General features: G+C 56.6%; 23 protein-coding genes and 1 riboswitch. Of the genes, 10 read left to right on the top strand and 13 right to left on the bottom strand.

Features of this window, described 5'->3' with window-relative positions:
* Positions 1–158 precede the first annotated feature (158 nt).
* The gene (locus GM415_RS10560; protein ID WP_158947950.1) at positions 159–1,346 is read left to right on the top strand and encodes a pyridoxal phosphate-dependent aminotransferase; all 1,188 of its coding nucleotides are present in this window, start codon (positions 159–161) and stop codon (positions 1,344–1,346) included.
* A 367-nt stretch (positions 1,347–1,713) separates the two neighbouring features.
* On the opposite strand, the gene GM415_RS10555 is transcribed toward GM415_RS10560, so the two are convergent.
* Entirely contained in the window at positions 1,714–3,366 is a 1,653-nt protein-coding gene (locus tag GM415_RS10555; protein WP_242012226.1) for a DUF697 domain-containing protein, read from the bottom strand.
* Positions 3,367–3,514: 148 nt separating this feature from the next.
* Here GM415_RS10555 and GM415_RS10550 point away from each other — a divergent pair, with 148 nt between their 5' ends.
* Entirely contained in the window at positions 3,515–4,186 is a 672-nt protein-coding gene (locus tag GM415_RS10550; RefSeq protein WP_158947946.1) for an ankyrin repeat domain-containing protein, read from the top strand.
* Here GM415_RS10550 and GM415_RS10545 read toward each other — a convergent pair.
* The 6 genes from GM415_RS10545 to GM415_RS10520 all read right to left on the bottom strand — a co-directional run bounded on the left by GM415_RS10545 (position 4,183) and on the right by GM415_RS10520 (position 9,034).
* The gene (locus GM415_RS10545; protein ID WP_158947944.1) at positions 4,183–4,899 is read right to left on the bottom strand and encodes a DUF6125 family protein; all 717 of its coding nucleotides are present in this window, start codon (positions 4,897–4,899) and stop codon (positions 4,183–4,185) included. The two genes, GM415_RS10550 and GM415_RS10545, sit on opposite strands and share 4 nt — an antisense overlap.
* Before the next feature lie 64 nt (positions 4,900–4,963).
* Positions 4,964–5,845, bottom strand: a complete 882-nt coding sequence (locus tag GM415_RS10540) for an Mrp/NBP35 family ATP-binding protein (protein ID WP_158947942.1) — start codon at positions 5,843–5,845, stop codon at positions 4,964–4,966.
* 110 nt (positions 5,846–5,955) lie between these two features.
* On the bottom strand, positions 5,956–6,129 hold the full coding sequence (locus GM415_RS18085) for a hypothetical protein (protein ID WP_242012225.1): 174 nt from the start codon (positions 6,127–6,129) through the stop codon (positions 5,956–5,958).
* Positions 6,130–6,528: 399 nt separating this feature from the next.
* The gene (locus tag GM415_RS10530) at positions 6,529–7,860 is read right to left on the bottom strand and encodes a sigma-54 interaction domain-containing protein (RefSeq protein WP_158947938.1); all 1,332 of its coding nucleotides are present in this window, start codon (positions 7,858–7,860) and stop codon (positions 6,529–6,531) included.
* 136 nt (positions 7,861–7,996) lie between these two features.
* Complete coding sequence (gene hypB / locus GM415_RS10525) at positions 7,997–8,656, bottom strand: hydrogenase nickel incorporation protein HypB (protein ID WP_158947936.1); 660 nt, start codon at positions 8,654–8,656, stop codon at positions 7,997–7,999.
* Positions 8,657–8,680: 24 nt separating this feature from the next.
* The gene (locus GM415_RS10520) at positions 8,681–9,034 is read right to left on the bottom strand and encodes a hydrogenase maturation nickel metallochaperone HypA/HybF (RefSeq protein WP_199244288.1); all 354 of its coding nucleotides are present in this window, start codon (positions 9,032–9,034) and stop codon (positions 8,681–8,683) included.
* Positions 9,035–9,194: 160 nt separating this feature from the next.
* On the opposite strand from GM415_RS10520, the gene GM415_RS10515 reads away from it, so the two are divergent.
* The 4 genes from GM415_RS10515 (at position 9,195) to lepB (ending at position 14,809) form a co-directional block, all read left to right on the top strand.
* Positions 9,195–11,063, top strand: a complete 1,869-nt coding sequence (locus GM415_RS10515) for a sensor histidine kinase (protein ID WP_158947932.1) — start codon at positions 9,195–9,197, stop codon at positions 11,061–11,063.
* Positions 11,064–11,144: 81 nt separating this feature from the next.
* Positions 11,145–11,291: riboswitch (FMN riboswitch) on the top strand.
* Between the two features lie 122 nt (positions 11,292–11,413).
* Positions 11,414–12,070 carry a 3,4-dihydroxy-2-butanone-4-phosphate synthase gene (gene ribB / locus GM415_RS10510; protein ID WP_158947930.1) on the top strand — a complete coding sequence of 219 codons (657 nt, stop codon included), beginning with the start codon at positions 11,414–11,416 and terminating at the stop codon, positions 12,068–12,070.
* A gap of 186 nt (positions 12,071–12,256) precedes the next feature.
* Complete coding sequence (lepA, locus tag GM415_RS10505) at positions 12,257–14,062, top strand: translation elongation factor 4 (RefSeq protein WP_158947928.1); 1,806 nt, start codon at positions 12,257–12,259, stop codon at positions 14,060–14,062.
* Between the two features lie 126 nt (positions 14,063–14,188).
* Complete coding sequence (gene lepB / locus GM415_RS10500) at positions 14,189–14,809, top strand: signal peptidase I (protein ID WP_158947926.1); 621 nt, start codon at positions 14,189–14,191, stop codon at positions 14,807–14,809.
* Positions 14,810–15,138: 329 nt separating this feature from the next.
* Here the strand turns inward: lepB and GM415_RS10495 are convergent, their stop codons facing one another.
* A complete protein-coding gene (locus tag GM415_RS10495) occupies positions 15,139–15,771 on the bottom strand; it encodes a type 2 periplasmic-binding domain-containing protein (protein WP_199244287.1) in 633 nt (210 codons plus the stop codon).
* Between the two features lie 126 nt (positions 15,772–15,897).
* Here GM415_RS10495 and GM415_RS17980 point away from each other — a divergent pair, with 126 nt between their 5' ends.
* Together GM415_RS17980 and GM415_RS10490 are read left to right on the top strand one after the other, a co-directional pair.
* Entirely contained in the window at positions 15,898–16,044 is a 147-nt protein-coding gene (locus GM415_RS17980) for a hypothetical protein (protein ID WP_199244286.1), read from the top strand.
* Positions 16,045–16,257: 213 nt separating this feature from the next.
* A complete protein-coding gene (locus GM415_RS10490) occupies positions 16,258–18,150 on the top strand; it encodes a sensor histidine kinase (protein ID WP_158947924.1) in 1,893 nt (630 codons plus the stop codon).
* Positions 18,151–18,361: 211 nt separating this feature from the next.
* On the opposite strand, the gene GM415_RS10485 is transcribed toward GM415_RS10490, so the two are convergent.
* Together GM415_RS10485 and GM415_RS10480 are read right to left on the bottom strand one after the other, a co-directional pair.
* Positions 18,362–18,598, bottom strand: a complete 237-nt coding sequence (locus tag GM415_RS10485; RefSeq protein ID WP_158947922.1) for a hypothetical protein — start codon at positions 18,596–18,598, stop codon at positions 18,362–18,364.
* 427 nt (positions 18,599–19,025) lie between these two features.
* Positions 19,026–19,277: a hypothetical protein gene (locus tag GM415_RS10480; protein WP_338419776.1), complete on the bottom strand. Its 252-nt coding sequence runs from the start codon at positions 19,275–19,277 to the stop codon at positions 19,026–19,028.
* A gap of 585 nt (positions 19,278–19,862) precedes the next feature.
* Here GM415_RS10480 and GM415_RS10475 point away from each other — a divergent pair.
* On the top strand, positions 19,863–20,369 hold the full coding sequence (locus GM415_RS10475; protein WP_158947918.1) for a hypothetical protein: 507 nt from the start codon (positions 19,863–19,865) through the stop codon (positions 20,367–20,369).
* Between the two features lie 538 nt (positions 20,370–20,907).
* Here the strand turns inward: GM415_RS10475 and budA are convergent.
* On the bottom strand, positions 20,908–21,648 hold the full coding sequence (budA, locus tag GM415_RS10470) for an acetolactate decarboxylase (protein WP_158947916.1): 741 nt from the start codon (positions 21,646–21,648) through the stop codon (positions 20,908–20,910).
* A gap of 635 nt (positions 21,649–22,283) precedes the next feature.
* Between budA and GM415_RS10465 the strand changes: the two genes are divergently transcribed.
* The gene (locus GM415_RS10465) at positions 22,284–22,643 is read left to right on the top strand and encodes a hypothetical protein (RefSeq protein WP_158947914.1); all 360 of its coding nucleotides are present in this window, start codon (positions 22,284–22,286) and stop codon (positions 22,641–22,643) included.
* 162 nt (positions 22,644–22,805) lie between these two features.
* On the opposite strand, the gene GM415_RS10460 is transcribed toward GM415_RS10465, so the two are convergent.
* Positions 22,806–23,729: a rolling circle replication-associated protein gene (locus GM415_RS10460; protein ID WP_158947912.1), complete on the bottom strand. Its 924-nt coding sequence runs from the start codon at positions 23,727–23,729 to the stop codon at positions 22,806–22,808.
* A gap of 251 nt (positions 23,730–23,980) precedes the next feature.
* The gene (locus GM415_RS10455; protein WP_158947910.1) at positions 23,981–24,625 is read right to left on the bottom strand and encodes a recombinase family protein; all 645 of its coding nucleotides are present in this window, start codon (positions 24,623–24,625) and stop codon (positions 23,981–23,983) included.
* Between the last annotated feature and the right edge of the window lie 16 nt (positions 24,626–24,641).

Below are 24,641 nucleotides of genomic sequence, written 5' to 3'. Positions count from 1 at the left end.
AAATGATGGGATGGAGGCCTGGGGGAAGGGAAGGGGAAAACCCTTCTCAATGGGTTCTCCCCTTCCCTTCCCCCAGCCGCCAGAGGCATCACCCATTGCGCGGGAAAAGGGTTTGGCGTAGGCTTGGCGATTGAATCTACCAGTAAGGAGTTATTTTAATGGAACTGATTTCGTCACAAATGAACGGATATATGGACAAGGCTTCCTGGATTCGCAAGATGTTCGAAGAAGGCATCAAGCTGAAAAAGGAATTTGGAGAAGAGAACGTCCACGACTTCAGCCTGGGCAACCCGGACCTGCCGCCGCCCGCCACGGTGAAGAAAGCGCTGGCCGAGCTGGCGGACCAGGCGGATCAGCCGTTTTTTCTGGGCTACATGCCCAACTTCGGGTATCCGGCGGTTCGCGAACGCCTCGCCGAAGAGGTCTCCAAGGAACAGGGCGTGTCCATTCCGGCTGACAGCCTGGTCATCACCTGTGGCGCGGCAGGCGCACTGAACTCAGTCTTCCGCGCGGTGCTGAATCCGGGCGACGAAGTGCTCACCCCGGCCCCGTTCTTTGTGGAGTACGGATTCTATGCCGAAAACCACGGCGCGACCCTGAAGCCGGTGCCGTCCAAGCCGCTGACCTTCGAACTGGACCTGGAGGGCATCGACGCGGCCATCACCGACAAGACACGGGTGATCATCATCAACTCGCCCAACAACCCCTCGGGCGCCATCTACTCACGCGAGGAACTGGACGGACTGGCCGCCATCCTGAACAAGCACAACGCCAAGCGGGAGCGACCCATCTACATCCTGGCCGACGAGCCCTACCGCTTCCTGGCCTTTGACGGAGCGGAAGTACCGAGCCTGCTCGACGTCTACACTTACTCCATCGTCTGCTCGTCTTTCTCCAAAAACCTGTCCCTGGCGGGTGAGCGCGTTGGATACGCCTGCGTGAATCCGGCCATCGAGGGCAAGGAGAAACTCATGGGCGCGATCATCATGGCCAACCGCATCCTCGGCTTTGTCAACGCCCCTGCCCTGGCCCAGAAGCTGCTCGGCAAGGCCCTGGGCAGTTCGGTGGACGTGTCCATCTACGACCGCCGCCGCAAGGCCATGGCCGAGGTGCTGGACAACGCCGGGTACAAGTACACCATGCCCAAGGGCGCATTCTACTTCTTCCCGGAAGCGCCGGGCGGCGATGACATCAAGTTCTGCGCAACCCTCCAGGAGGAGAAGATTCTGGCCGTGCCCGGCACCGGCTTCGGCAGCCCCGGCTACTTCCGCCTCGCCTTCTGTGTGGGCGAAGACGTGATCCTGCGCGCCAAGGACGCCTTCAAGCGGGCCATGGACAAGGCGTAAGGACAGTCTTTACAACCCGAGCAGACAGAGACGACACGTCAGCTCATAGACACAAAATAAAAACGGCTGCCTGGAGCAGCCGTTTTTTTATTGCCGAAAACAACTCTTCATCCGGTTCAAAATTTTTGTCCTCCACCTGGGCGGAGAAGAGGAAGTAGAAAATTTTGTACCCCAAGGCACATCGCACCACTCTGACCGCCCTCTTTCGCCAATACAATAACCATCCGTAAAACTTGACTATAAAATTTAATTCCCAATCCACAGACCAGTTGGCACGCCGTGTGCTAATAAGAAAGCATCTTCCTTTTTTTGCACACGAGAAAACAACAGCCTCCTCACGGAGGCTTTCTCGTTTTTGGAGCCCCGGCTATTTCTTGCGGCGAAACGCCTTGAATCGGCCCAGCACCTTGCGAACGCCGGATTTCGCTTCAGACACGGATTCATCGGACACGGGTTCATCGGACACACTGTCCGCCTTATCCTTAATATCTTCAGACTGTTCTGATGCGCCTCGCACCTTGTGCAGGAGTTTACCGCGCGAAGTACGCACATTTTCCACAGCCTTCTCCGAAAGCCGCTTGGCCGTTCCCTTGACGCCCGAAGCCGTGTCCCGCACGTTGCGCGTCACGGAGTCGGCAGCGTCTTTCACGGATTGCCCGGCCTTTTTCACGCCGCCACTCACTGTCGAAGCCGCATCCTTGACTGTCTCACCCGCTTTCCGAGCCGCCTGCCTGGAGGTGCCGCCCACAGCGCTGGCAGTCTCTTTCACTCCGCGTGAAACAGTATCAGCAGCAGATCGGGTGGTGCCGCCGACTTTTTTGGCCCCTTGCCCAACGCTCTCTACCGCGTCTTTGACACCTTTACCCACGCTTCGGGCCGTCTTTTTCGAAGTATCGCCGACGGCACCGGCCGCATCCTTCACTCCACGCGACACGGTATCCGCAGTCGAACGGGTGAGATCACCGACCTTTTTGGCACCCTGCCCGACGGCATCCGCCGCCCCCTTCACGCCGCGCCCCGCGCTTTGCGCAGTGGATTTGGCCGCATCGCCGACCTTCCTTGCGCCCTCGCCCACGGACTGCGCCGTGCCGGAGACAGTCTTGCCCACGGTGCGGACCGCCTTGGCCGAACCGGAGCGCACCGCGCCGGACGCGCCCCGGACCAGGGCTTTGGTCACGTAGGTCACAGTCTCGGCGGACATGGTCACGAACATGCGGGAAGCCTCCGCCGTGGCATTGCGGCGCATGGCTCCCTTGGCGTCCAGGTCGAGGGCAAGATAGTTGCGCGCCACCACGCCGCAGCGCAAAGCGAGCAGGCAGTTGGTGGAACCGGTCAGCACCGACTGGGTAATGGTCCCGGCGATGGCCTGGGCACCAGGCACCGCGCCGATGGCCGAGCCGCCCGCCAGAGGCCCCATCAGTTCAGCCACATGCTCTTCGATGCCGAGCTCCTCGATGCTCCCGGCAATGACGGCGGTGGCACCTACATTGGCCAGCAGGTTGAGCATCTCCCGGTAGTGTGGACGCTGGTTGTAAAGCTTGGCCAACCGCCAGGTGAGGCGAGTAATGAGAAAAAGGACCACCAGGGTATCAAGCCGCCCATTCTGGGAAATGGCTGTTGTGATGAAAATCCGCTTGCCCGTGGCCCTGATCTCCTCGTTGGCCTGCACCTTGAGCACGGCCAGCCCGGTAGCAAGGTCGTTTTCGTCGTTGATGACCACTTCGGCATCACGCAGGTGACGATTGCGCTTGAGGCGCGCGAGCAACTCCCGACGAAAGCGAATCAGGTCCGCCTCGGTGGGATCGGCATAGACCAGCATCGGCTTGGGCCGGACCAAAGCCACCGCCGCGAACCAGCCGAGTATCCCGGCTACGGCGGCGAACAATATCCAGAACACCCACGGTTCCAGAGCGGGATCAATGCGGGCCGAAAACAGGGCCAGTCCGTCAATGCAATTATACAGGAAGGCCAGGAACGAGCCGACGACGATCAGGCTCGCCAGACTGAGAAAATATTTCATTTGTTTTGACATGGGAGAAAGATAGTCATTTTTTCCGGGTCGGGGAAGAGGAGAAGAAAACTGCCCGGAAGTATGCTTGACTTTCGGCAGGAAGAGGAGTGTATAGTCAAGCCTGCTCCAGTTGCTTCCGAAACCATGGAGAATGACCATGACGTTTCGGCACTTCGTTGCGTCGTTTGCACTCCTTTCCGTATTTCTGGCAAGCCCGGCCCGTGCCGTGCATGCCTCCGACCTGGAGCGGGCCGTGAACACCGGCAATCTGGTCCAGGTCCGGCGGCTGCTGGCGCATGGCGCCGACCCGGACATCCGTGACCGCAACAAGCGGACTCCGCTGCACGACGCGATCCTCTCTTTTCACCGGAACACCGGATGCGGACTGCGCATGGTCCAGGCGCTCCTGGACGCCGGAGCCACGCCCGACATTCAGGACGATTGCGGCGCGACCGCCTTGCTGCACGCCGTTCGCCTCTACCGGGTCCACCACAGCCTGGAACTCATCCGGATCCTGTTGGCCAACGGGGCCGATGCCGACTCCCCGGACGGGTGGGGACGAACGCCGCTTCTTCTTGCCACGGAGAACAGACAGATCGAGGTCTGCGCACTGCTCCTCCGTTACGGAGCGAACGTCAACGCCGCTTCGCTCAAAGGGGAGACGCCCCTGCATACCGCCGCCGGCAACGGGGATGTGGCGGGCTGTCGCTTACTGGTGGAACACGGCGCCTCCACGGCTGCCGTCGACCAGCGGGGGCTGACCCCGCTGGGCATAGCCCAATGGCGACAACACAAGGAGGCGGCGAACTATCTGCAGGAAGTCCGCTAGATGTCCCCTACCAGGGTGAAGCGCCATGCGCAGGCCCATTCCTCGGGGTGCTCGTCCGGCGGGCAGGCCACGCATTCGCACCGGAGGCGGCGATCCACCTCGCGGGCCAGGCCGGTGTACTCGGTGGTGCCACCGGATTTACACGGATAATCGGCCAGGCCGCGCCGCTTGCGAGCGGTCTGCACCCGACAATCGGTCATACGAAACACCAGTGACGTGAGGGTCTCCTCGGCAAACTCCCACTGATTGAGATGGCCGTACATCCGTTCGGCCAGGACCGCCTTGAGGTCTTCGATGGGCTTTTCGCCCGAAAGCCCAAGCCGCGCCTTGGCCCGTCGGGCCTCAAGGGGCGCAAAACGGGCCCAGCAGGTGTCGTTGACCCGCTTGGCCGCATCCATGCCCGCCTGCTTTTCCACGGCCTGAAACCAGACTCCGTCCGTAGCCAGCCACGCCGTCCGCAGTGCCTGGGCCAGCTTTTCCAGCACCTCAGGGTCCACGTCCGCCAGAAGGCCGCCCGCCTCTTTGCCGAGCGCCCTTTCCAACTTGCCGGACAGGATGGCAAAGAGCCGGTCCCCGGCCTCTGCCTCGGCGTCCAGCGCCCCTTCCAGCCCCAACTGGTGCACGGCTTCGGCCAGCCACAACCCGTAGTGTGCGGAAAGCTGCCGGACAATGTCGGCGAGAACGGCGGGGATATCCTTTTGTTCCTGAGGCATGAAAACTCCTTGTGAAAAGGAAAAAGGGCTCCCGGTGTGAACCGGGAGCCCTCTGCATATCGAATTACGCCATTTTCGGCGGATCGGGCAGATTGAGCATGGGATCGATGATCGCCTTCATGGCCTGCCCTGTGGCCGAGTCCTCGCTCACCTTCACGAACGGGAAACCTTCGTCGCCGGAGCGGGCAACCGCCGGGTCCATGGGGATGCGACCCAGGAACCGGACGCCCGCTTCCTTGGCCAGGTCCTCGCCACCGCCGGAGTTGAAGATATTGTGCACCGCGCCGCAGTCGGGGCAGGCAAAGCCGGACATGTTCTCGACCAGGCCGAGCACCCGGTTGCCCACCTCGCCCACGAAGGAGAGGGAGCGCCGTACGTCGTCGATGGCCACGCCCTGGGGGGTGGTCACGACAACTGCCATGGCCGTGGGGCCGAGGGTCTGGAGCGTGGAGAGCGGCTCGTCACCGGTGCCCGGAGGGCAGTCCACGATCAGGTAATCAAGATCGCCCCACATGACGTCCTCGACGAACTGCTTGATCAGGCCCATCTTGACCGGACCGCGCCAGATGACGGCCTGGCGGTCGTCTTCCAGCAGAAAGCCGAGGGACATGACCGAAAGATTCTTGCTCCACGGCACCGGCTCCATGACGTCCACGCCCATGTGCGGGGTCTGACCCTTGAGGGAAAGCAGGCGCGGAATGGAGGGACCGTGCACGTCTACGTCCAGCAGGCCGACCTTCTTGCCGGCCAGGGAAAGGGCCACCGCGATGTTGGCCGCCACGGTGGACTTGCCAACCCCGCCCTTGCCGGACATGACCACGATCTTGTGCTTGATGCGGCCCAGGGTCTTGTTGAGCTTGTCGTCAACCGGCTGTTGATCGCAACCGGTGGCGCTGGAACAACCGCCGTCGGGAGAGGCGGAGGGACATCCTGAACATTCACTCATAACTGTACTCCTAAGTATGGAAGGCGGCGGGCCGCCGGATTTGTCATGCAACGACCGCCCGACGGATTCCGGCGGACGGTCTCAGAGAAATACTCATCAAACAAGAAATGTCAAATGACGCGATCGGCCCAGATGTTCCCCTGTCCGGGTCGCCTGCCCCGCCCGGCCCCCTTGCGTCGGAAGCGGTCGCGGCAGCCCGGCATGGCAAGCGGGGCAAAGGAGTTGCCCCGGAAGGCGTCGAGGGCCTGCTCCACAGTGCCCGTCAACCAGGGGAAGACCATCACGCGGCCCTGCTCAAGGCGCCTCCTGGTCTCGTCGCAGATCGCGCCACAAAGCAAAAAAGATACCCCGCAAGCCAATATGGCGGATGTCCTGTCCATAGGGTCCTTTGAGGGAAGGGATAGGAGGCCTGCGGGGTAAAATTTGGATTCACGTATTTCAAACAGCTTGTATTCGTCCGCGTTTTCGCAGACAGAAGCCAGGCGGGTCCCGTAACATGCCAGACAGAGCAGTGTTGTCGTCTCATTCGTCATTGTCGCTCCACTGCGTCAGGACCCGTGCCATTGAGTCACATAAAGCATGGAGCATGCCAAAAAAGTAAATACTACGATTACAATATGTTATAGAAACAAACGAGAAGAAAGAGGGCGTAAAAGAAGTCCAAAACAAAGGATTTGGGCGAATTATTCGCCCTCTGAACTATGAGCTAAAAGGCGACGCAGGGTGTCCTTGGAAATCCCCAGTTCGCGGCAGGTGACCATGCGCTTGCCGCCGTTTCGGTTGAGGGCGGTACGTGCGGCCCGACACTTGATCTCGTCCATGGTCCCGTACAACCCGCCTTCGGAATCGACTTCTCCCGACCGGGGCTGCAGGTATTCCGGCAGATGCTCCAACTGGATGAAACCCGACTGACAGAGGATGAAGGCGAACTCGACGATGTTCTCCAGTTCGCGCACGTTGCCAGGGAAATCATGGTTCAGGAGGACGTGGAGCACATCCTCGCTAGCGCCCCGGATGGCCTTCCCCTGCAGGGCGTTGAACTGCTCCACGAAGTGATCCACCAGCAGGGGGATGTCCTCACGCCGCTCGATGAGGCTCGGCAGGTGCAGGGTAACCACGTTGAGCCGGTAATAGAGATCCTCTCGAAAGAGGCCGTCGGCCACGCGCTGCTTGAGATTCCGATTGGTGGCGGCCACTACCCGCACATCGGACTTGACCGGAGCCAGCCCGCCCAGGGGTTCGAAAGTCCGTTCCTGGAGAAAGCGCAGGAGCTTGACTTGAAGATGTCCTGGCAGGTCGCCTATCTCATCCAGAAAGACTGTGCCGCCCTCGGCCATCTCGATGCGCCCAGGCTTGTCCACGCGCGCATCGGTGAACGCACCGGCCTTGTAGCCAAAGAGCTCCGACTCCAGCAGCGTGTCTGGAAGTGCCCCGCAGTTCACGGCCACAAAGGGCTTGTCCCTGCGCGGGCTCAGGTTATGGATGGCCCGTGCAAACAGTTCCTTGCCCGTCCCGGACTGGCCCAGCAGCAGCACCGTTGCCTCGCTGGACGCCACCTGGGGCACGATCTTGAGCACCTTTTCCAGGGCCGAACTATGGCCCACGATATCCTCGAACTCATAGAGCGCCTCGACCTTCTTGCGCATGATGTGCAGCTCGGAAAGATCCCTAAAGGTCTCCACACCGCCCACGACCTCCCCCCTGGCGTTGCGCAGGGGCGCGGCGGAGATTGACACGGGCAGCTTGGTGCCGTCGGACTTGATGATGAAGATGGACTTGTTGGAAATCCGCCCCCCCTCAAGGACGCACTGGCGCACCGCGCACTGGCCATCACACAGACTGGAACGGAACACGTCCCAGCACTTGCGCCCCAGCGCCTCCTCCGAGGATAGCCCGGTGATCCGCTCGGCAGACTCGTTGAAAAACGTGACGTTCCACTCGGTGTCCACGGTGAACAGCCCGTCGGCGATGGACGCAAAGATGTCCTCAAGAGGCAGATTTTTGGGAAACGGCATGGTTTCCTATACGTCCGGCAGGACCAGATGCCAATGATAAAATCGGCCAATCAGGCGGCAAATTCTCCCATGGGCGAAAAAAACGCCCACTTGCCGGAAGGCAAGCGGGCGATTGAGATAACTCGGCTGGAAAGGATTACAGCTTTTCCGCGCGTTTCTCGCGCAGCCAGGCGTACCAGGTCTCCATGTTCTCGCCGGTGCGGGCGGAAATGGGCATGACCTCGATGTCCTTGTTCAGCTTGGTGGCATGGGCCGAGGCCTTGTCCAGATCGAAGTCCACGTAGGGAAGCAGGTCGATCTTGTTCAGCAGCATGACTGCGGAGATGTGGAACATGAGGGGATATTTCTCGGGCTTGTCATCGCCCTCGGCCACGGACAGAAGCGTAACCTTGTAGTCCTCGCCCACCTCGAACTCGGCCGGGCAGACAAGGTTGCCCACGTTCTCCACGAAAAGGATGTCCACGCCTTCCAGGTCCAGAGCCTTGAGTGAATCCAGAACCATGCCGGAATCCAGGTGACAGCCGCCCTCGGTGTTGACCTGCACGGCCTGGGCGCCGGTGGCGGCCACGCGCTGGGCGTCGTTGTCGGTCTGGAGATCTCCCTCGATAACCGCCATCTTGAATTCGTCCTTGAGGTCGGTCAGAGTCCGCTCCAGCAGGGTGGTCTTGCCCGCGCCGGGGGAACTCATCAGATTCAGGCAGAGGATCTTCTTCTCCTTGAACGTGACCCTCAATTCCTCCGCGAGGCGGTCGTTGGCTTCCAGAACGTTGCGTACGATGGTGACTTCCTGAGACATCTGTTTCTCCTACGAAATATGTTGCTACTCATCGTCGATTTCTATCGAATCGATGAGCATCTCCTTCCCCTCAAGCACCGTATGGCCAAGCAATTGCTCGCACTTGGGACACGGCATGCACCGAGTGTGCTCCGGCGAAAACTCTTCGCCGCAATCGCCGCATTTCACCCTGATGGGAATCTCGACAACCTCCAGGGCGGCCCCGTCGAACTCGCCCCCGGGTGTCAGTGCTTCCCAGGCAAACTGGAGCGACTCTGTCACCACACCGGCCAACGCGCCGTTTCTGATGACCACCTTCTTGAGCCGCTTGCCGTCGTGCTTGACCATTTCCTCGCGTAAAATCCCGAGGATGGATTGAACTATGGACATTTCATGCATGGGAAATTCGCTTACCCCTTTTTCGGGAGAGCGGCAAGCGGGGAACGCTATCCGCACGCATGGAATCCGTATTGGACAGGATGCTCAAATTAAAAGGTGCATCATCCCAATAGATAAAGTATAATGGTCATTAGCCGCTCATCCGGGTCAAGATACACTCATGAAGATACGCAAAGTAACTCTTTCCGCCATCCTGCTGCTTTCCATAGTAGCCATGGCCGCCGAATATTTGGCCACCAACTTTGCTGTCAAAAGCGGATTTGACGAACTGGAGCGGGAGTTGGTGATAGCCGACGCCCACCGGGCGCATAACGATCTTCTGAAGGAACAGGCCATCCTGGACGCCTTTGTCTGGGACTGGGCTTCATGGGACGACACCTATGCCTTCATCGAGGACCACAATCAGGAGTATGTTGATTCCAACCTGCCGGAAGACACCTTCACCGATCAGCACCTCAACCTCATCCTGATCGCGAACGCCAGAGGAGAAGTAATCTACGGACGTGCTCTGGACGGCGAGGGCAACGACATGGCCGATCTCCTCGCGGACTTTCAAAACACGGTGATGGGCAAAGACATTCCTCCACTCCCCGATAGCGAGGGCAAAGGCGGCCTGATAACTCTGGTCAGGGGACCGTTGCTGTTCGCGGCCAGGCCGATCCTGACCTCCAACGGCGAGGGACCGTCCAGAGGCACTCTCGTCATGGGCCGTCTGCTGACTGATTCCGCGGCTGAATCGGCCTCCGAGCGGCTGGAACTGAACGTGACCATCCATGCCGTGACACAAACGCCGGACAGCACGGGACCGGATCACACGGCAGACATACAAAGCGATAACGGAGTGTTCATCCAGGTCCGCGACGAGGACACCATTACCGGATACACCGTGGAAAAAGACATTTTCAGGAAGCCGTGCGTCATCTTCAGAGTTACCCAGGAGAGGAAGATTTCCAAGCACGGAAAGTCCGTAGCCTTATACAACGCATACCTGATCATCGGCGTGCTGGTTGCCTTCAGCGCACTCGTGTTCATCATCCTCCAATACATGGTCATCTCCAAGGTGGAACGACTCAACCGCCAGGTAAGGGACATCGACCTGCTCAACGAGGAGCGGACGCAGGTGCCCGTCAACGGCAACGACGAGATCGCTCAACTCGGCGAGTCGGTCAACTCCATGCTCCGCGTCATAAACGAGGACAAGCAGGCACTCTACCTTGCCAACACTCAACTGGAGCGCAAGGTTGCCGAGCGCACGGCGGATCTGGAGGAGGCCAACAAGGAACTCCAAAGCCTGGACAGGGCCAAGTCCCGGTTCCTTTCCTCCACCTCCCATGAGTTGAGGACGCCGCTCACGGCCATCATCGGCTTCATCAAGATCATGGAGCGGACCTTCAAAACGCATTTCCTGCCCTACCTCCAACCCGTCGAGAACCTCCAGGAGAGGCTGGGCAAGCACCTGGGCAATTACCAGGTCGTCAACCAGGAGACGGCTCGCCTGAAGTACCTCATCGACAAACTGCTCGACCTGAGCAGAATTCAGACGAATTGCGTGGAGTGGCATGATGAGGACGTGCCCCCCGGAGAAATCGCCCGCCATGCCGAAACGCTGTTCAATCCTGTCTTCATGAAAATGCCGGACGTCGCCTTCACGGTGGATGTGCCTCCCGCCCTGCCCCATGTCCATGTGGACCGGGATCGCATCCACCAGGTGCTGACGCATCTTCTCGAAAACGCTGCCAAGTTCACGGAGGGAGGCAGCGTGCGCCTTTCTGTTCGCGACACCGGGGAAGGCGTTATGGAATTCACTGTGGAAGATACAGGAAGCGGCATATCCCCTGAGGATATCAGCAAAATTTTCGAAGACTTCTATCAAAGCCAAGCGGACTGGACCGAGTCGGGCAAGCCCTTCGGCACAGGCCTGGGGCTGGCCATCTGCCGCGAGATTGTCGAACACTACGGCGGCGCCATCCAAGTCGAATCGGAACCGGGACGGGGCAGCATTTTCCGCTTCACCCTGCCCGTAGCATAGCCCCCCCCAACGAAACAGGAGCAGCCGCAAGGCGCGTCTTCCCGCATTGACATACCTGAACACCTGGGCCATTATCGCCGCACTTGTTCTCAGGGCGGGGTGGAAGTCCCCACCGGCGGTGATCTGGTTCGCCAGAAAGCCCGCGAGCGCCTCTCCGGGTGGAGAGGGTCAGCAGACCCGGTGTGATTCCGGGGCCGACGGTAACAGTCCGGATGAAAGAGAATAAGACAGTTCCACAGCGGACGTGCGCCCGACGCGCGGCCCGTCGTCATCCCTGCGCGCGCTCATGCGGGCAGGCGGCTGTCCTTTTCCCACGCCCTGATTCACCATTTTCCCATAGGGAGATGCACATGAATCAGTCTTCTCTACTCAATCGGTTCGGCTCCTCGCTTGAGCGGGTCGAAAACGCGCTTACGGCCCTTCGAGAGGGCCGGGGCATCCTGGTCACCGACAACGAAGACCGCGAAAACGAGGGCGACCTCATCTTCGCGGCGGAAACCCTCAGCGACGAACAAATGGCTCTGCTCATCCGCGAGTGCAGCGGCATTGTCTGCCTCTGCCTGACGGACGACAAGGTCCGCGCCCTGGGCCTGCCCATGATGGTCGAGGAAAACCGCTCCCAGTACCAGACCGCCTTCACGGTCTCCATCGAGGCGGCAAAGGGCGTAACCACGGGCGTGTCCGCGGCCGACCGTGTGCGCACGGTCAAGGCGGCCATCGCCGGCGACGCCAAACCGTCCGACATCGCTTCGCCGGGGCACGTCTTTCCCCTGCGCGCCCGCTCCGGCGGCGTGCTGGAGCGCGGCGGGCACACCGAGGCCACCGTGGATATGGCGCGTCTGGCCGGCCTTGAGCCGTGCGGCGTGCTTTGCGAGTTGACCAACCCGGACGGCACCATGGCCCGCCTGCCGGAAATAGTTGCCTTTGCCGACAAACACGGCATGCCGGTCTGCACGGTGGATGACATCGCCGCATACCGAAAGGCCAGGGAGGCTGCGGCAGCGTAACGCCGTCCCGCTCCTCCTTCCCTACCTAAACAAAAAAAGGGCCGCCTCATGGCGGCCCTTCCTTTTCCCTCCTGCGACAGTATGTGTTAGACAAGGGCTCCCAAATGCCTTACAAGCGTCTCCAACGCCCGCGCCACGGGGTCTTTACCCCTGTCCGGCGAAATTCCATCCTTGAAAAAGAGAATCATGAGCAAGATCGATAAAATACGCAATTTCAGCATCATCGCTCACATCGACCACGGCAAGTCGACGCTGGCGGACCGCATCCTTGAGCTGACCGGCATGGTCGGCGACCGGGAAAAAAAGGACCAGTATCTGGACAAGATGGAGCTTGAACGCGAACGCGGCATCACCATCAAGGCCCAGACCGTTCGCATCCCCTACACCGACACCGACGGCAAACAATACATTCTCAATCTCATCGATACGCCCGGCCACGTCGATTTCAGTTATGAGGTCTCCAGGTCGCTCTCCTCCTGCGAGGGCGCGCTCTTGGTGGTGGACGCCACCCAGGGCGTCGAGGCCCAGACCCTGGCCAACGTCTACCTGGCCCTGGACAACGACCTCGAGGTCATCCCGGTCCTGAACAAGATCGACCTGCCCAGCGCCGATCCCGAGCGCATCAGCCGGGAAATCGAGGACGTCATCGGGCTTGACTGCTCCAACCCCATCTGCGTCTCGGCCAAGACCGGCCAGAACGTGCAGGAAGTCATCGACGCGGTCATCCACCTGCTGCCTCCGCCGGACGGAGACCCTGACGCGCCGCTCAAGGCGCTCATCTTCGACTCCTGGTACGACTCCTACCAGGGCGTGGTGGTGCTGTTCCGAATCCTGGACGGCACGATCAAGAAGCGGGACCAGATCAAGATTTTTTCCACCGGCAAGAAGTTCGAGGTAACCCGGCTGGGCGCGTTCATGCCCGAGGCCATGGACATCAAGTCCATGGGGCCGGGTGAAGTCGGCTTCCTGTGCGCATCCATGAAGGAACTGGGCGACGCCCCCGTGGGCGACACCATCACTTTGGCCGAGAATCCAGTAAAGGAGCCCTATCCGGGCTTCAAGCCGGTCAAGCCCATGGTCTTCTCCGGGCTCTACCCCGTGGAGCCCAGCGAGTACGAGACCCTGAAGGCGGCCCTGGAAAAGCTCCAGCTCAACGACGCGGCCTTCAGCTATGAGCCGGAAACGTCCCAGGCCCTGGGCTTCGGGTTCCGCTGCGGCTTCCTCGGACTTCTGCACATCGAGATCATCCAGGAAAGGCTGGAACGCGAGTTCGAGGCCCGGCTGATCACCACCGCCCCCTCGGTCATCTACACGGTAAAAACCGTGACCGGCGAGACCCTGACCATCGACAACCCGTCCAAGCTGCCGGACCCGACGCGCATCGCGTCCATCCACGAGCCCTTCGTGCGCCTTGAGGTGCATGTCCCCAACGACTTCGTGGGAGCGGTCCTGGCCCTGTGCGAGGAAAAACGAGGCATCCAGAAGGACATGAACTACGTGACTGAAAACCGCGTGGTCATCACCTACGAGATGCCGTTCGCCGAAGTAATGTATGACTTCTTCGACAAGCTCAAATCCTCCACCAAGGGCTACGCCAGCCTGGACTATGAGATCATAGACTACCGCGAGGCAGACCTGGTCCGGCTGGACATCCTGATCAACGGCGACCCCGTGGACGCGTTCTCCTGCATCGTGCACAGGGAAAATGCGGCCCGCATCGGCCGCTCGCTGGCGCTCAAGCTCAAACGCTCCATTCCGCGCCAGATGTTCGAGGTGGTCATCCAGGCTGCCATCGGCAACAAGATCGTGGCCAAGGAGCGCAACGCCCCGTTCCGCAAGGACGTCACCGCCAAGTGCTACGGCGGCGACATCACCCGAAAGCGCAAGCTGCTGGAAAAACAGAAAGAGGGGAAAAAGCGCATGCGCCGCATGGGCAACGTGGAAATCCCCCAAGAGGCCTTCCTCGCCGTGCTCAAGGCCGACGAAGAGTAACATCGAACGCAACCGTAGAAGCACCCCAAGCCGCCGGACACGACCTCACGGCGCCTGGAGACGAAATCACCCGACGATACCGCCGCAGGCGGTTTCCGCTTCCGGTTCAATCACTAGGAAATACGTATGTCTCACGATTCCATGAAACAATTCCGCGACACCATCGAGGCCATCGTGGTGGCCCTGCTTCTCGCTTTTGTAATCCGCGCCTTCATCGTTCAAGCGTTCAAGATTCCGTCCGGTTCCATGCTCGACACTCTCCAGATCGGCGACCACCTGCTGGTGACCAAATTCGCCTACGACGTGCGCCTGCCCTCGGACATCTGGCTCGACACCACTGACGGCAAGGTCCTGTACAAGACCGGTGATCCCGAACGCGGCGACATCATCGTCTTCAAGTATCCCATGGATGAGTCCAAGGACTTCATCAAGCGTGTCATCGGCCTGCCCGGCGACACTGTGGAACTTCGCGACAAGGTGGTCTACATTAACGGCGAGCCCCTGGACGAACCCTACGTGCGACGCACCGACGCCCGTATTCTCCCGGTCCGCGACAACTTCGGCCCCATCGTTGTGCCCGACGGCGAGTACTTCATGCTCGGAGATAACCGCGAAGGCTCTCACGACTCCCGCTGGTGGGGCACGGTCAAACGCCAGAAAATCGTGGGCAAGGCCCTGATCATATACTGGTCCTGGGGCTCCCTGACGGACATCCGCTTCGACCGGATCGGAACCATGTTCAACTAGCGCGCTCATTCAAGACGACACAAAGGCCGCTCCCAAAAGGGAGCGGCCTTTTTCTTTCCAGGCAACAGCCAGCCATGGGGCAGCTCTCAGGACGCATCCTCTCCTCGCACGAAAGCAAGCGTCACGAAGAAACTCGCGTACTGCAAACGGCACCACGACAGGCTGCCGAAGAGAAGGCCTTGGCCAACTGAGGGAAGGGACAAAGGAGACGACGCTGGTTTGAGATGTACCTTTCAATGGCAAGAGGGAAAGAAGTGAATTGCAGGAGCAACTGCGGCCACAGCAGGGCTCTTCCCCGGCAAGCCAAGCATGCGGGCAATCCAGCCGCCCTACTTCCCGAGCGGATCGAACCAGAGTTCCTTGCGGCCGAGCGGAGTGGCGGGCGGGAGGTCGGGATTCTCCAAACGAATAATCCGGCGCTCCCTCAACCCGGCGCGGCGAATAATCTCCCCGTAATGACGTTGGAAAAGGACATCGAAAGAACCGTCACGAATCATCGCCTCCAGGCCCTTGGTGATACGCTCGTTGAGTTTCCTGCCCCGTTCGCTGTTGGCGGTCCAGAAGTAACGGGCAAAGGGATAGTGGAGAAGCAGCGTTTCCTCCACATGCAGAGAGGGCCGGTTCCCGTGGCGCTCATCCCACTCCATCAAGGCCTCACTCGCGCTACGGGGAAAGATGTCGAACCGGTAGGATAGCATCATCTTGAAGAGGCCCTCATAGTCCGCGCCCTCCACCACTGAAAGTCCGTTTTGCCGCAAAATGTTTGCATCGCTCCAGCCCAATCCCTGCCCCACGACGAACTTCTTCAGGTCATCCAGGCTGCGAACCCGGGCAAGGCCGGCCTGGTTCTCATGACGGATGAGCAGGATTCGCCAGCCCACCATGCCCTTGCCCAAGGGAATACGCACGGGCGTCAGCGCCTGCTCGCGCTTGATCGAAGTGGGCTTGATGGCGACATCCAAAGCCCGGCTTCCCGATTGCAGCAAATCAAATTGCCGAAGTTGGTTCATCCTGACCGGGGACGGCCGCAGTTCAAAGGGGCCGTATTCAGCCTCGGTTCTCTCCAGGGCTTCACGAAGGAGGGAAAGATGGTAATCGAACCGGCTGTCGCTGGAAGAAAGTGGACACGGATAAAGAATGACATCAGGCTCCGCGGCCTGGGCGGGAAAAGCGAGAAACAATGTGAGAATCAAAAACAGGCAAATGCTCTGCATGCTCCATTTTTAGCAAAATAGTCATCGCAATAGAAGCGGGAACGGCAAACTGTAACAAAGATATAAAAGAAGACCATGTTCGCATCAGGCCAAAGCACATGCCTCGTGGCCTGAATCTCCCCTGCCACTTCATATGGGCAATTCGGAAAGAATATCCCCCTCTCCTCCTTTTCTTTCATTGTCATGTTCTAAGTATACTTGACGCCTGGCATCTATTTATTTCAACGTAACAAAATGATTGTTGCACTCATTGCCATACGATTCTGCCTGCTTTTGGCGGCATTTCTGGTTCTCCTGCATGCAGGGAAGAAGGAACACGTCAGGCGCGGCACGGGGTGGTTCTACATAACTCTTGGATTCGGTGTCGTTGCAATCGGCAGCATGCTCCAACTGGGCCTGTACATCCCGCAACTTCATGGGTTCATCATTTTTTCCGACCCGGAAACAAACAAGATTCTAACTGAAATATGCGGCTACTATCTCGGGATACTCCTGGTGCTGGTGGGCATGTGGAAACTGGGTCCGACCCTTTACAAATTCTATACGTCTGAGGACAAGCTTGCCGAAAGCAAGCAACTCTTCCAGACCATCATCAACACCTCCATCGAAGGAATAGTCATTATTCAAAACGGTGAAATGGTTTTCGCAAACCCAAGCTTGGAGAAAATGCTTGGAACCTCCCGAGACGAGCTGATCGGGCAACGAGCCCTCGATTTCATCGTCAAGACTGATCACGACAACGTGTACGCCCGGCGCGACGCCATTCTTGATAAAAAAGAGACCCAGGATATCGATGAATACAGACTGTTGCGTAAGGACGGGGAAATCAGATTCGCAATTATTTCTTCACAATATATCAATTGGAAGGGAAAAGATGCTTTTTTAAGCGTCATCTCCGACATAACAAAACTGAAGCAGGCAGAAGAGAACCTTTCGGCGATCGCAAACACCGCATCCGAAGCCATCGGCATCTTCCAGGACGAACGGCTGGTCTATTGCAACCCTGCCATGATTAGCACTTTCGGATACACGCTGGAGGAGCTGCAAAGCCGTCCCTTCCATTCCTTCGTTCACCCCGACGACCGTCCGATGCTGCAGCAACGCTATGTAGCCCGCCAATCCGGAGAGACTGTGCCGCCCCGCTATGATTATCGCTTGATAGACAAGTCCGGCAACATCATCTGGGTCATGATCAGTGCGGGAATAACACAGTGGAAAGGCAAAGTGGCCACCGTCACCGTCCTGACCAACATCACGGACAGGAAACAGGCCGAAGAGGCGACCCTTGCAGCCAAGGAAAACCTGGAGCACAGGGTTGAGGAGAGGACAAAGGAACTTATAGAGATAAACGACCAGCTCATCGCCATCAGCAACCAGAAGTCCGCCTTTGTCTCATCTGCCTCCCATGAACTTCGAACACCGCTTGCGTCCATTCTCGGCTTCTCCGTATTGGTCGACAAGATCCTGAAAAAACACGTTGTCCCTATTGTCGGGGAAGACTCCACGGTAAAACGAAAGGTTGAGTTGGCGCTGCATAACCTCGCCATCATCAGATCCGAAGGCGACAGATTGACCCGCCTCCTGGACGACATGCTCGATGTCAGCAAAATCGAGGCGGGCAAGATGGAATGGAGAGATGAGGCCCTCTTGGTGCAATCCATCGTGGAAAGTGCCGTGGAAGGAGCCCGCATCAAATTGGAAGCCAAGCCGAAATTGTCACTACACGTTGAGGCAGCAAGCGAAAGAGAATACATCTACGCGGACCACGACCGCATCATGCAAGTTCTCACCAATCTTCTGGATAATGCCATCAAATTCACGGAACACGGCGAGATCGTCATCTCGACGAACCGAATCGGAGACGATATCCTGGAATTTCGCGTCACCGACTCCGGCCTTGGAATGACGGCCCAGGAAAGAGCCCTGATTTTCCAGAAATACTACCAGGCCGAATCCCCTTCCAAGGGAATAGCCAAAGCACCCAAGGGCACCGGACTGGGACTGGCCATCTGCAAGGAAATCATCGAACACTATGGAGGCACAATCGGTGTTGCCCCTTGTCCCGAGGGAGAAGGATCGAGCTTTTATGTCAGATTGCCGCTACATATCGAACCGCACCATGACTAGGTCCGAAGTTTCCTACTGGTAGCTCCAACTAGATTTACTCTATTTATTGCAAGAACGAGCCAACGCGGCCCGGTATCCGTCAAACAGGATCCGACCCGGGCTGAATGGAAGTGGAGCTCAAAAGCTCCCCTCAATACTGGCCTCTGTGGTTGATTATGGCCGACCGGCGAGACATGGCTATAGAGGCATTTTGAAAGGATCTTGGCGGAAATCAGATGTACTGCCAGACTTTATCGATCGCAGTTTCCATGACGGCAACGGCGCAAAGATCGCTGCAGGCGATTTCGACAACTTCAGCCCGAAGCTTCCCTTCCACCTGCCTCTTGTTGAAGACGTCCATGATTTCAATAGCCTCACTGCGGGTGCGTGATTGAGGAATGCTGCCATCATGCGACCGGGGGTGGTAGCCCATATATATGGTTTTGACCTTTTCCTGTTCTGTGTTCATTCCCTGATCCTCGCTGGCTTGTGGTTATTCTGTGTTCGATCCAAGAGCCGGTAGCCGTGATTCGGCTTGGGCTAAAAAAATCAGTATGATGTCAATAGCCTACTGCAGTAGCCCTCAACTGGCCGCTGAAAAGCACCCATATTCTCCAGAAGCATACGGAAATACCGGCCCTGCGAAATCGAAGGACGTCCCTTGGGGAAAGACTTAAAAACAGGACGCAGATTTCTCGAGAAAACGGAGCAACAATTAAATCGGGCAAAAGAACAGGGCTATTTCGCCGTTTCGAGCCATATTGCAAAGGCCCACTATAAATTGCAACCACTGAATATTATGGATTTCAAAAGCGCCCTGATATTTTGGCGATACGGCAATGAAAAAGCCACCGTTATGAGGTGGCTTTTTCATTAATTGCTAAAACGGGCTTGAACTATCCTCCAAACCAACCGGGCGCAATAACCTCAAGGGCCTTCGTGTAATGAACCCGAAGGTCTTCAAGTTTGCCGCCGATGACTTTTTCCTGGTCACTCAAGCTACTGGGGCAAGTGCCTTGCATTTGCTCTGCGATGGCTTCGATTTCCTTAACTGTCGACTTGATCAAGATAATCTCATCGGCGAGGTCTCCGCTTTTGTCTGATGCCAAGACATCATAAAGCCGAGCCTTCCAGGTGTTGAGTTCCATCTCCAGTCCCTTACAGTAGTGGGTCACAGCCTCCTGCTTACCAGTTTCGGTTGGGCAACCATCGATCCCCATACAGCTAGGGCACGGTCCGGGGTAATCCATATTCGGCATAGTCGGTCTCCGTATGGTTGAGGGTTTATGGTGCCTATTGGAGTATCATATTTGCGATTTCATGGGTGTTATAATCTTGTAAAATGGAAGAGCCCGAAAACCAGGCTCAATTGATAACATTGGCGGAAGCGTAGAGGACCACGCAGCCAGGGCGCCCAAGACGACCAGATAGCAATTCGTGATCGTTGTAGATCCATTCTGTTCTCAGTGGGCATCGTCGCTGTAAAGATGACCATAAATAATCCGCTTCCAAATGCTATATTGATGGTTGGTGGAACAACGGCATTGGGATAATGTTTTCCCGTTTGCCAACTTGATCAAAGAGATGAGGGTGTTTTGATGAACTATACGGATATCATGAATTTGGTGAGCAACTCAGCAGTAATTCTTGCTTCGTTGGTAGCGATAGTTGGAGTCGAGACTTGGAAGAGAGAAGCTCGGTGGAAAAAGCGATCTTAACTCGCGGAAAGAGCCTTGCTTTGTGTCTATGAGATGGAAGGTGCGATTGCCGCCATCCGTAGTCCTTTCTCTACCAGTACCGAATATGCAGATCGTAAAACTAGCCAATATGAGTCTGAGAGTGAAAAAAGTGCTCGGGATCGGGCCTACGTGATTTTCTCTCGACTCCAGAAATATAACGATCTGTACACTGAAATGAGGTCCGTTCGACAAAGATGCCGTGTGGTATTTGGTGATTCGTACACAGGGCTTTTTGATGACCTTTGGAGCATCATTATTAAAATTAGGTTCTCGGCGGAGATGCTTGGTGATCACTATTGGACAGAACCGATGGGACATTGCGAGGATGAAAGAAGGAAAGAGATGAGCGCTGAGAGGCAAAAATATGAGCAGGTAATTTGGTCTTGGGGAAGCTCTGATGAAGTGGAGCCAAAGGTAAAGAAGATCGTTGCGGAGGCTGAGCGCCTATTTAGGGAGAAAATTACGCCGAGCACTATTGGACAAAGAATCTGCAATGCCTAGCGTATTGCTGACAAGTGGTTTGACCCGAAGGTAGAATAGTTACCCTCTTTCACAAGCCGCACTTTGCCACTGAGCCCCCACGCCCCATGAGCGTTTCCCGGAACACGCTAGTCTCTCATGATGTCCTCGCGCCAGGACGATTTGACGTCGGACCTTCCCAGCTTACACTGTCAAAACAGAATGTTACGCTATGCAAAGAGAAAAAGGCCTGCATAACAGGCCTTTGTGGTCGATTGGCGGAAGCGTACAGGACCATGTAGTCGTGGTGTCCGCGATGTCCTATTACTATTCCGTAATCGTTGACGATTTGTCCTGTTCTCGGTTGTCGTCATCGTTGTCAGGATGACCAAAAATCGTCCGCTTTTCAAGTGCGTTTTTTTAATTTGGACGATCTATGGCCTTGGCTGGCCTCTGCTTGCAAATAGGCAGCGCAAACACCATGCGCTTTTTTGGAAAAATGGATGCCCCCAAAAGGCGGCCGTGATCAGACTCGGCACATGCCATGGCCACCCAGAAAAAGTCCATGGGAAAACTCCACCTATTGTGCGAACGCATCAGTAGGCAGTACGAGATACATCCGGGAGATTGTGTCCAGTTCGACTATTATGGTCTTGGCCTGGAGTTCAAGCAGATGGCCGCCGCCATCTTTGTCCTTGCTCAGGAAGTGGAAATGAAATCCGGGCACAGCGATGGACTTGGTTATCTCGGGGCAATAGAATCCCATGATGCTTCCTTCGGTATGGTCGTATACGAACTCCGGTTGGGTTTTGACCACTTCGGCCAGAGGCGGGTAGGGTTTTTGTTGCTTGGGAATGCTGCGCGTCTTGATGTGCTCGAAAAAGCCGGTGGCCTTGATGGCGTAAAAAAGGTTCTTGGCGGGTAGTTTTTGCTGAAGGCGCTGGATGAAGTCCTCCCGGCTGGTGACGTTGGTCAGCGTCAGACGCAGGTCGGCCTTGAAAAAAGTTGCCATGGCAAAGGGCGTTGTGGCTTGCGGGAGCATGACATGTACGCTGCCGTCGCTCCGAATCTGGTAGACGGAATCGCCGGAAATAACCATTTCGCCATCGAATCCGGCAAAAGTGCCGATGCCCAGATCTCCGTGTTCGAGCAATTCGGCGCAGGTGAAGCTGCCGTCGAATGCGCCTGCAAGCAGCGAATTGCCGTTGCCGATTTGAAACAGTACCGATGAATCGTCCGCATAGACGGGCGGACAGCAGAAGAACACCAGCAAAAAATAGACGAGGGCGGACCTGAGTATGGCAGTCCTGCGGTGCGTCATGACAGCCTCCAGTGAGAAATTCGTATGGTTATCTATTGCGTTTAGCCATAGCAAAAAAGGAAAAGGCAGGCTACTGAAGCAGCCCGCCTTGTAGGTCGTATGCCAATCATGCACGAAATTTCAGAAACCCTCGCTTAATCCCTGCTTGCAATCGATTGCAATAGCTTGTTGGCTCTTATCTTCATCGGCGATTCTTTCGATTCAGCGATTTTCAACAGGGGCCGGGGCTGATTGCATTAGCTCGCCTCATATTCATGCTCTGGCGTGCTCGGGATAGCGTTGGGAAGGATGTCGGCAATAAAAAAGACACCCTTGAGAGTGTCTAATTTTTTCAATAATGGCGGAAGTGTACAGGGGCCTGTAGCCGGGTTGGCTTGTGTGGCCTCCTATCACTCCACGATCGTTGACGATTTGTCCTGTTCTCTGTTCACGTCGTCGTTGTAAGGATGACCAAAAATCGTCCGCTTTTCAAGTGCCTTCCTGAATGTAGGACGATCGCTCTCCTTGCTGACTGTGCAATCGTTCTAACATGAGGCTGCATTTTGATTGAACAATTGAAAGCGTCTTCGCATTCTGATAGCAAATACCGATTGTTGTATCATGCTTGTTCAACCTGTTATTTCTATGGAGTCGTAATGCGAATTCTTGTTCTAGCTTGTTCCTTGTTCATGCTGCTCTCCCTCTATGCTTGTGGTGGGTCGTACCGACAAATCTCAACCATGAATCAGTATGAGACTGATAAGGTTGAGCAGGTTAAGCACAGCTATGCGAAGTGCATTGTTCAGAAGAGTCTCGACTTGGATGATGGAAAAATTGATCCCAAGCTCATAGTCGATGCGAGCTCCAAGGATTGCGATGATCTGCTTGGTCAGATGGCCCTTGATCTCAAAAGGCGGGATTTTGCTCCGATCCAAGTTGATCAATATGTTGAAGAAGCAAAAAATGAAGGGAAACGAAAAGCTCTTGAAGCAATTTTGAGAATGCGAACCCAATAACCAATTTCATGGGACGGCTCGTAGTTGAATCTGCGAGCCTTTCTCTTTTGGTATTCTGTCCCTAATGAGATTGCTGTTGCCACTAGGGAAGCTAGAGCCCATGCGCTTTTCCTCAAAAAAGGCAGGACGGCCAAACCCTGATCCGATCCGTACGGTCATGGGCTACAGAAGTCCGGCCTTCTTTCTGCCTTCAAGGTACTCCCGGATCGCTTCGACGTGATCTGCATCGAGGATACCGAACCAATCCTGCAGATGGGTGATTTTGTTTTTCAATGCCTGCTTGTCGGAGATGCTCTGCTTCATTTTGTGAATATCCTTGCGTGAGTTTGTCGCAGTCGTATCGGACAACTTCTCCCGCAGTGCGTTCATCTGAGTCTCGATGCTGCCAAGGATCAACTCCTTGGCTTCTGCAACCGTCTCTGGGCTTGCTTCATACTCGCCAACAGGAGACACAGGCGCATGGTTCCGTCCATGGATGCCCCATCGATTTGTCAGCTTCTCCCATGCTGGTCCAAATCCGTGGTAGTCGTTGGAATCTTCATGCTTGGTCATATACCGAGACAGCTTCTCCATATCTGTGGTGATGGCCTTCACCCTCGTAGAGAATTGCGCATTCTTGGGATCAACTCCGATAATACGACACCAGTGAGGATGAAGCCAATGCCAGAAGTCATCGCTGGACATTGTGTCGCCAAGAGAGCCGACAAGATGATAGTGCGGCTTTCCCGTCTGCTCCTGTGGCTCGACTCTCCACACCCACCAACTTTGCGGAAACTTCCGGGAGATGGTTCTTCGCAGATTGTCGAGATGACGTTGCCATGTCTCTGGATCGTGGCTGACGTCATCGGTGTAGGTGAGGGTCAGCATCAACTCTGGCTGGATCATGAGGTCGTTGATCACCTTGATGAGATTGTTCCTGCTCCTCTTCTTGAACCCGCTCGACTTTTTCTGAGTGCCGGGTTGAGAAGGAGTCTTCTGTGATTTCTTGTTTGTCGTTCCCCTTTTGCGGGGTGTGATGCCTGTGATGCTCCTGAATCCAAGTCGCAGGATGAGGGAGCCGGGTGAGGGGGGATTCGGGGGCGTCATAATGCCTCTTAACCGTTGGTGTGAAAGGGCTGCCGATATGCAGCACATATACCTAGACAAGGGGGAAACTACTACATCATGCCTCGAACATGAGCAACCACTTCCTGTTGCATTTCTTCACACCTGTGTACCGTAGGTCAAAATGGCAGGTTTTGTGATGACTCGAAGGCCAAAAGTTAGGGGTGGAAAATTTTTCACCACCCCAAAAACACGGTCAAAATGCGGAACATTGAGGAGGGGGAGTCGTTCGTCTACTTCTTTTTCGATGGCTGCCTGTGTGCTTTGTGAAGGTCTGGCATTCGGGTTTTGAGAAAGGAAGTCAGTGTCGGAGGCGAGACTTCGAAGTAACGAGCGAGCGCAGCCCTTGTCATACCCTTGCCGAGAAGCTCTTCGATCTCTTTCTCCTTACCGTCGAGCTTAGATTTGCCGAGCGATCCTGCAGGTCTTCCCAATGTCTTCCCTTCTGCCCGTGCTGCAGCGAGTCCCATCTTGGTACGCTCGCTGATCAGGTCACGCTCGATCTCAGCCAGCACACCGAACATGGCGATCTGAATCTTGGCCGTGGCGTCATGGTCCCCATTGAACTTCATCCCGTTCTTGATGGCGATGAAGGTCACGTCCTTTTCTCGGAGCGAATCGATGGTGAGGACAATCTGAGAGAGAGAGCGACCAAGACGAGACAATTCAGAGACAATGAGCGTGTCTCCGGATTCGAGCTCGTCGAGAAGCTCGTCCAGTCTGCGTTCCTTCGTTGACTTGCGGCTACTGGCTTCGAGGCGGAACCAGTGGTCAATCTGGATGCCCTCCTTGTCGGCATAGCGGCGGATTTCCAATTCCTGATTCTGATGATCCTGCTTGGCGGTGGAGACTCTGATGTAGGCGAAGACTTGGGGCATGTGGACCTCGGCATAT

Origin of the sequence: Pseudodesulfovibrio cashew (genome assembly GCF_009762795.1) — a bacterium.
In the GTDB taxonomy this organism is placed as follows: Bacteria; Desulfobacterota; Desulfovibrionia; order Desulfovibrionales; family Desulfovibrionaceae; genus Pseudodesulfovibrio; species Pseudodesulfovibrio cashew.
This window is presented reverse-complemented; position numbering and strand designations above follow the sequence as displayed.

Coding starts and splice junctions, on each gene's coding strand:
- hypB (WP_158947936.1), bottom strand. CDS start 8,656: ATGTCTCAGGAAGTCACCATCGTACGCAACGTTCTGGAAGCCAACGAC.
- GM415_RS10560 (WP_158947950.1), top strand. CDS start 159: ATGGAACTGATTTCGTCACAAATGAACGGATATATGGACAAGGCTTCC.
- budA (WP_158947916.1), bottom strand. CDS start 21,648: ATGACGCACCGCAGGACTGCCATACTCAGGTCCGCCCTCGTCTATTTT.
- lepB (WP_158947926.1), top strand. CDS start 14,189: ATGTCTCACGATTCCATGAAACAATTCCGCGACACCATCGAGGCCATC.
- GM415_RS10550 (WP_158947946.1), top strand. CDS start 3,515: ATGACGTTTCGGCACTTCGTTGCGTCGTTTGCACTCCTTTCCGTATTT.
- lepA (WP_158947928.1), top strand. CDS start 12,257: ATGAGCAAGATCGATAAAATACGCAATTTCAGCATCATCGCTCACATC.
- GM415_RS10520 (WP_199244288.1), bottom strand. CDS start 9,034: ATGCATGAAATGTCCATAGTTCAATCCATCCTCGGGATTTTACGCGAG.
- GM415_RS17980 (WP_199244286.1), top strand. CDS start 15,898: ATGGTAATCGAACCGGCTGTCGCTGGAAGAAAGTGGACACGGATAAAG.
- ribB (WP_158947930.1), top strand. CDS start 11,414: ATGAATCAGTCTTCTCTACTCAATCGGTTCGGCTCCTCGCTTGAGCGG.
- GM415_RS10545 (WP_158947944.1), bottom strand. CDS start 4,899: ATGCCTCAGGAACAAAAGGATATCCCCGCCGTTCTCGCCGACATTGTC.
- GM415_RS10555 (WP_242012226.1), bottom strand. CDS start 3,366: ATGAAATATTTTCTCAGTCTGGCGAGCCTGATCGTCGTCGGCTCGTTC.
- GM415_RS10480 (WP_338419776.1), bottom strand. CDS start 19,277: ATGGAACTCAACACCTGGAAGGCTCGGCTTTATGATGTCTTGGCATCA.
- GM415_RS10530 (WP_158947938.1), bottom strand. CDS start 7,860: ATGCCGTTTCCCAAAAATCTGCCTCTTGAGGACATCTTTGCGTCCATC.
- GM415_RS10455 (WP_158947910.1), bottom strand. CDS start 24,625: ATGCCCCAAGTCTTCGCCTACATCAGAGTCTCCACCGCCAAGCAGGAT.
- GM415_RS10515 (WP_158947932.1), top strand. CDS start 9,195: ATGAAGATACGCAAAGTAACTCTTTCCGCCATCCTGCTGCTTTCCATA.
- GM415_RS10485 (WP_158947922.1), bottom strand. CDS start 18,598: ATGAACACAGAACAGGAAAAGGTCAAAACCATATATATGGGCTACCAC.
- GM415_RS10490 (WP_158947924.1), top strand. CDS start 16,258: ATGATTGTTGCACTCATTGCCATACGATTCTGCCTGCTTTTGGCGGCA.
- GM415_RS10460 (WP_158947912.1), bottom strand. CDS start 23,729: ATGACGCCCCCGAATCCCCCCTCACCCGGCTCCCTCATCCTGCGACTT.
- GM415_RS10540 (WP_158947942.1), bottom strand. CDS start 5,845: ATGAGTGAATGTTCAGGATGTCCCTCCGCCTCTCCCGACGGCGGTTGT.
- GM415_RS10465 (WP_158947914.1), top strand. CDS start 22,284: ATGCGAATTCTTGTTCTAGCTTGTTCCTTGTTCATGCTGCTCTCCCTC.